Genomic DNA, 5,469 nt, shown 5'->3' on the forward strand with positions numbered 1-5,469 from the left:
TGGTGGTTTCGTCGGGGATGCGCTCCAGGTTCAGCCCGGCAAACTGGCGCAGGATCGTGGTTTCGTACAGCGCTTCCTCCATCGCTGGATCGCTGTAGCCGAACCAGTTCTGCAGCAGATGCACACGCAGCATCGCCATCAACGGGTAGGCCGGACGGCCACCTTCACCCTTCGGATAATGTGGCTCGATCAAAGCAATCAAGCCCTTCCACGGCACCACCCGATCCATCTCGATCAGGAACAACTCCTTGCGGGTTTGCTTGCGCTTGCCAGCGTACTCGGCGTCGGCGAAGGTCATCTGCTTCATCGGGAAACTCGGTGGGTGGAATCCGGGTATTTTGCCAAAATCTGGAAGTCTTCTTCAGAGTTTCCCTAGTGTGCGCTCTCTTGCTTGGATGGCATTACGTTCTGGCCCAACGTTACTGTAGCGAATCCGCAGCAGTATCAATCAAAGCCTCCTGTATCCCGCGTGAAGAAAGACGCTACGTTGCGCCCGTTCTTCCACGGCTTCGCTTGCCGCCCCGCTACGGCAGATTCGAAGTATTCATCGAAATGTCATCCTTTAGAAACAGTGCGTTAACAAGGAATTTCTACCCTTTGCATCGCGAACCGCAATTGTGCGGCCAGCAATATTGCGAAAGGTGATCAAATGACGCCCCATCCGATACAGGACGCCGTGCTGCGGGTCGACCGGTTGAGCGTCGTCTATCCAGGCGGCGTGACAGCCCTACGCGATACCTCGATTGCATTTCGGCGTGGTGAGTTCACCGTGCTGCTTGGTCTCTCGGGCGCAGGCAAGTCGACCTTGCTCCGTAGTCTCAATCGACTCGTCACGCCCACTGGCGGCAGTGTCACCAGCGAACTCGGTGAACTCGGCAGCGGCTCGGCCTTGCGTCAGCATCGTCGGCGTACCGCCATGATCTTTCAGCACCACCAGCTAATCGAACGTCAAAGCGCACTGGCTAATGTGCTTACCGGTCGGCTGGCCTTTCACAACACGCTCCGCTCGCTGTTTCCTCTGCCGCGTGCCGATCAGGAGATTGCGCTCAGTTGCCTCGCTCGGGTCGGTCTGGCAGACAAGGCGCTAAGCCGGGTGGACAAACTGTCCGGTGGCCAGCAGCAGCGGGTAGGCATCGCGCGTGCGCTAGCGCAACAGCCGGCGATCATTCTGGCCGATGAGCCGGTAGCCAGTCTCGACCCGGCCACTTCGGTCCGTGTTCTCGGATTGCTGCGCGACATCTGCAAGGAAGACGGCATCACCGCCATCGTTTCGCTGCATCAACTCGAATATGCCCGCCGCTTCGCCGATCGCGTCGTCGGGCTGGCCGATTCTCAGATCGTTTTCGATGCCGCGCCCTCGGAACTCACCGATGCGCAGCTTGAGCGCATCTATGCAGGCCGCTCTACGACTCAGCCAGCGAATGCTCCGGCTGAACCACCTGTCATGCTCGAACCTTCACTGGAGATGTCCCGATGAAACGCTTATCCGCGCTCTTATTGACTTGCTTGCTGTCCGCTGTTTCAAGTTTGTCCGCCCTAGCGGCCGATGCCGATCCGGATGTGCTAAAGGTTGCCCTGCTGCCGGACGAAAACGCCTCCGAGCTGATCAAGCGTAACCAGCCGCTGAAGGATTATCTGGAAGAGCATCTGGACAAGAAGGTGCAGCTGATCGTAACCACCGACTATTCCTCGATGATTGAGGCGATGCGCTTTGGCCGTATCGACCTGGCGTATTTCGGTCCGCTGTCCTACGTCATGGCCAAAAGCAAAAGCGACATCGAGCCCTTCGCTGCCATGGTCATCGACGGCAAGCCGACCTATCGCTCGGTGATTATCGCCAATGTGGCGTCAGGCGTGAATGAGTATGCCGACCTTAAGGGCAAGAAGATGGCCTATGGTGACCGGGCATCGACGTCCAGCCATTTGATTCCCAAAGCCGTGCTTCTTGAGACGGCCGGTTTGACGGGTGGGCAGGACTACGAACAACATTTTGTGGGCACGCATGACGCCGTTGCCGTCAACGTGGCGAACGGCAACGCCGATGCGGGTGGGCTGTCGGAGGTAATTTTCAATCACGCAGTCGAACGTGGCCTAATCGATCCGAGCAAGGTGAAAGTACTTGGTTACAGCGGCGAATACCCCCAGTACCCCTGGGCGATGCGCTCGAACCTGAGCCCCGAGCTGAAAACCAAGGTGCGGGATGTATTCGTCGGTATCGACGATCCCGAAGTGCTGCGCAACTTCAAGGCCGAGGCCTTCGCGCCAATCACCGACGCCGACTACGATGTGATCCGCAACATGGGATCGCTGCTCGGCCTCGACTTCGCCACGATGTGAGCACCGATATGTCTACTCATTACGACGTGCAGGCGCTGCCTGCAGAGCAACGCGAGCACATCCTTCGAGGCTTCGGCCTCGGTTGGTGGCGCCAGCTGGGGCAGGTGGCGATTGTATTCGGAGTGGTGCTGTTGGCCTGCTGGTACGTGGGGCTGCTCGATGCCACCACGCTGCTGAACGGGCTGCCCTCCATCGCGACCCTGGCAGGCGAGGCCATGCCGCCAGACTTTTCGGGCTATCGAAGCTGGATTCGCCCCTTGATCGACACCTTGGCGATGAGCATCGCCGGTACGGCCATCGCAGTGGTGTTCTCGCTGGTGGTGGCCTTCGTTGCAGCGCGCAATACGGCGCCGCACCCCCTTGTGTTCGGTGTTGCCCGGGTGCTGCTCAATGCCCTGCGGTCGGTGCCGGAGCTGATCATGGGCATCATCTTCGTTGCAGCCGTAGGGTTCGGCGCCTTGCCGGGCGTGCTTGCCCTGGGTCTGCATTCGGTCGGCATGGTCGGCAAGTTCTTCGCCGAGGCCATCGAGCACGTCGACGAAGCGCCGGTGGAAGCCGCTCGGGCGGCGGGGGCTACGCCGATGCAAGTGCTGCTGCACGCGGTTTTGCCACAGGTGACGCCGCAGTTCGCCGACGTGGCGATCTACCGCTGGGAATACAACTTTCGCGCCTCCACCGTGATGGGCATGGTTGGCGCCGGCGGTATCGGCTTCGAACTCATGGGCTCGCTGCGCATCATGCAGTACCAGGAGGTTGCAGCAATCCTGCTGGTCATCCTGGCCATGGTCACGCTAGTAGACGCCTTCAGTGGCGTGCTGCGCAAACGTTTCAAATAGGACAAACCATGCTGCCGAAACTCGTTATAACTCACCGAGTACACGATGAGATCCTGCAACTGCTGGCGCCACATTGCGAGCTGATGACCAACCAGACCGACAGCACGCTGCCGCGCGAGGAAATTCTGCGCCGCTGCCGCGATGCTCAGGCGATGATGGCGTTCATGCCCGATCGGGTCGATGCAGACTTTCTTCAAGCCTGCCCTGAGCTGCGTGTAGTCGGCTGCGCGCTCAAGGGCTTCGACAATTTCGATGTGGACGCCTGTACTGCCCGCGGGGTCTGGCTGACCTTCGTGCCTGATCTGTTGACGGTCCCGACTGCCGAGCTGGCGATCGGACTGGCGGTGGGGCTGGGGCGGCATCTGCGGGCAGCAGATGCGTTCGTCCGCTCTGGCAAGTTCCAGGGCTGGCAACCACAGTTCTACGGCACGGGGCTGGATAACGCTACGGTCGGCATCCTTGGCATGGGCGCCATCGGACTGGCCATGGCTGATCGCTTGCAGGGATGGGGCGCGACCCTGCAGTACCACGAGGCGAAGGCTCTGGATACACAAACCGAGCAACGGCTCGGCCTGCGCCGGGTGGCGTGCAGCGAACTCTTCGCCAGCTCGGACTTCATCCTGCTGGCGCTTCCCTTGAATGCCGATACCCAGCATCTGGTCAACGCCGAGCTGCTTGCCCTCGTACGGCCGGGCGCTCTGCTTGTAAACCCCTGTCGTGGTTCGGTAGTGGATGAAGCCGCCGTGCTCGCGGCGCTTGAGCGAGGCCAGCTCGGCGGGTATGCGGCGGATGTATTCGAAATGGAAGACTGGGCTCGCGCGGACCGGCCGCGGCTGATCGATCCTGCGCTGCTCGCGCATCCGAATACGCTGTTCACTCCGCACATAGGGTCGGCAGTGCGCGCGGTGCGCCTGGAGATTGAACGTTGTGCAGCGCAGAACATCATCCAGGCATTGGCAGGTGCGCGCCCAATCAACGCTGCGAACCGTCTGCCCAAGGCCGAGCCTGCCGCATGTTGAATCCGGTCTGGCTGAAGAGCCTGGTAGCGATCGTTCAAACAGGCAGTTTTCAGAGCGCGGCGAGGGCGTTGGGGCTGGCCCAGCCGACGGTGTCGCAGCACTTGCAGAAGCTTGAAGAGCAGGTCGGCGTAACGCTGGTGCAGCGCAGTCGTAGCGGCTGCCAGCCTACCACACGGGCGCTGGCCTTCATGCCGCATGCGACCGCCTTGCTCGACATGCACGCCCGGGCGCTAGAAGCCCTGCATGGCAATCGTGAGCGCGTCGGGGCCAGCTCCAACATCGGCACCTACCTTCTCCTGCCATTCGTGCGCAACTATCTGACGACCGCAAATGAGAGGGGCGAGGTGGATCTGCGCATCGCCGCCAACCCGGATGTGGCCGACCAGCTACTGGCGGGCCAGCTCGACGCCGCGATCATGGAATGGTGGCTACCTCACCCCGACTTCGAACACCGCCTCTGGCGGGTCGAGCCGCTGGTGCTTATCGTCAGCCCCGACCATGCGCTGGCTGAAGCAGGGTGCATAGAACGTGATCGTCTGGTGGACCTGCCGATGCTGGGAGGTGAACCGGGTAGCGGTACCGGACGGCTTCTGACCGAATACTTTGGCGAACTGGGCGTGCCTCGCAGCGGTATGCAGCTAGGCAGCACCGAGGCAGTCAAACAAGCAGTGAGGGCGGGACTCGGCGTGTCGTTGGTGATGGCTTCCGCAGTACAAGACGAAGTTCGCAGTGGCGCGCTGGTAGCTCTTCCCATCCCGGGGCTTGAAAAGCGTCTCCAACTGATCTGGCGCAAACCTCCCGGAAATCTGCACCCGCCGGGATTTGTGCGGCACTTATTGGAGGAGGCAGATCTAGCTGGATAAGGTGATGGATGGTTGCGATCCAGCGCTTGGCTTGTCAGCCTAGGGAAACTCTGAAAAAGACTTTCTGATTTGGCAAAATACCGCGACCCCACCCACCGAGTTTCCCGATGAAGCAGATGACCTTCGCCGACGCCGAGTACGCTGGCAAGCGCAAGCAAACCCGCAAGGAGTTGTTCCTGATCGAGATGGATCGGGTGGTGCCGTGGAAGGGCTTGATTGCTTTGATCGAGCCACATTATCCGAAGGGTGAAGGTGGCCGTCCGGCCTACCCGTTGATGGCGATGCTGCGTGTGCATCTGCTGCAGAACTGGTTCGGCTACAGCGATCCAGCGATGGAGGAAGCGCTGTACGAAACCACGATCCTGCGCCAGTTTGCCGGGCTGAACCTGGAGCGCATCCCCGACGAAACCACCA

The 5,469-nt window shown here is 60.7% G+C and carries 7 protein-coding genes; 6 read left to right on the forward strand and 1 reads right to left on the reverse strand.

All coding sequences use genetic code 11. The annotated features are described in order from the left end of the window. A partial coding sequence (locus tag ACTJJX_RS34695; RefSeq protein ID WP_004162934.1) for an IS5/IS1182 family transposase occupies window positions 1-307 on the reverse strand: 307 nt, incomplete at its 3' end. A gap of 342 nt (window positions 308-649) precedes the next feature. Here ACTJJX_RS34695 and phnC point away from each other — a divergent pair. From phnC to ACTJJX_RS34725, 6 genes are all read left to right on the forward strand, one after another. Then, on the forward strand, window positions 650-1,477 hold the full coding sequence (phnC, locus tag ACTJJX_RS34700) for a phosphonate ABC transporter ATP-binding protein (protein WP_003118432.1): 828 nt from the start codon (window positions 650-652) through the stop codon (window positions 1,475-1,477). Beyond that, the gene (phnD, locus tag ACTJJX_RS34705) at window positions 1,474-2,337 is read left to right on the forward strand and encodes a phosphate/phosphite/phosphonate ABC transporter substrate-binding protein (RefSeq protein WP_010562501.1); all 864 of its coding nucleotides are present in this window, start codon (window positions 1,474-1,476) and stop codon (window positions 2,335-2,337) included. Before phnC ends, phnD begins: the two co-directional genes overlap by 4 nt. Window positions 2,338-2,345: 8 nt before the next feature. After that, the gene (gene phnE / locus ACTJJX_RS34710; RefSeq protein WP_010466252.1) at window positions 2,346-3,173 is read left to right on the forward strand and encodes a phosphonate ABC transporter, permease protein PhnE; all 828 of its coding nucleotides are present in this window, start codon (window positions 2,346-2,348) and stop codon (window positions 3,171-3,173) included. Window positions 3,174-3,181: 8 nt separating this feature from the next. Further along, window positions 3,182-4,192, forward strand: coding sequence for a phosphonate dehydrogenase PtxD (ptxD, locus tag ACTJJX_RS34715; RefSeq protein WP_003127732.1), 1,011 nt, complete (start codon window positions 3,182-3,184; stop codon window positions 4,190-4,192). Further along, window positions 4,186-5,055 carry a LysR family transcriptional regulator gene (locus ACTJJX_RS34720; protein ID WP_003127731.1) on the forward strand — a complete coding sequence of 290 codons (870 nt, stop codon included), beginning with the start codon at window positions 4,186-4,188 and terminating at the stop codon, window positions 5,053-5,055. Before ptxD ends, ACTJJX_RS34720 begins: the two co-directional genes overlap by 7 nt. 107 nt (window positions 5,056-5,162) lie before the next feature. Further along, the coding region (locus tag ACTJJX_RS34725) for an IS5/IS1182 family transposase (protein ID WP_004162934.1) at window positions 5,163-5,469 on the forward strand (307 nt) is incomplete at its 3' end.

The sequence above is a fragment of the Pseudomonas sp. 22490 genome (assembly GCF_052044465.1).
Lineage (GTDB): Bacteria > Pseudomonadota > Gammaproteobacteria > Pseudomonadales > Pseudomonadaceae > Pseudomonas > Pseudomonas aeruginosa.

Excerpts from the sequence above, each read along its gene's own strand:
- ptxD (WP_003127732.1), top strand. The coding sequence starts at position 3,182 with ATGCTGCCGAAACTCGTTATAACTCACCGAGTACACGATGAGATCCTG.
- phnE (WP_010466252.1), top strand. The coding sequence starts at position 2,346 with ATGTCTACTCATTACGACGTGCAGGCGCTGCCTGCAGAGCAACGCGAG.
- phnD (WP_010562501.1), top strand. The coding sequence starts at position 1,474 with ATGAAACGCTTATCCGCGCTCTTATTGACTTGCTTGCTGTCCGCTGTT.
- phnC (WP_003118432.1), top strand. The coding sequence starts at position 650 with ATGACGCCCCATCCGATACAGGACGCCGTGCTGCGGGTCGACCGGTTG.
- ACTJJX_RS34720 (WP_003127731.1), top strand. The coding sequence starts at position 4,186 with ATGTTGAATCCGGTCTGGCTGAAGAGCCTGGTAGCGATCGTTCAAACA.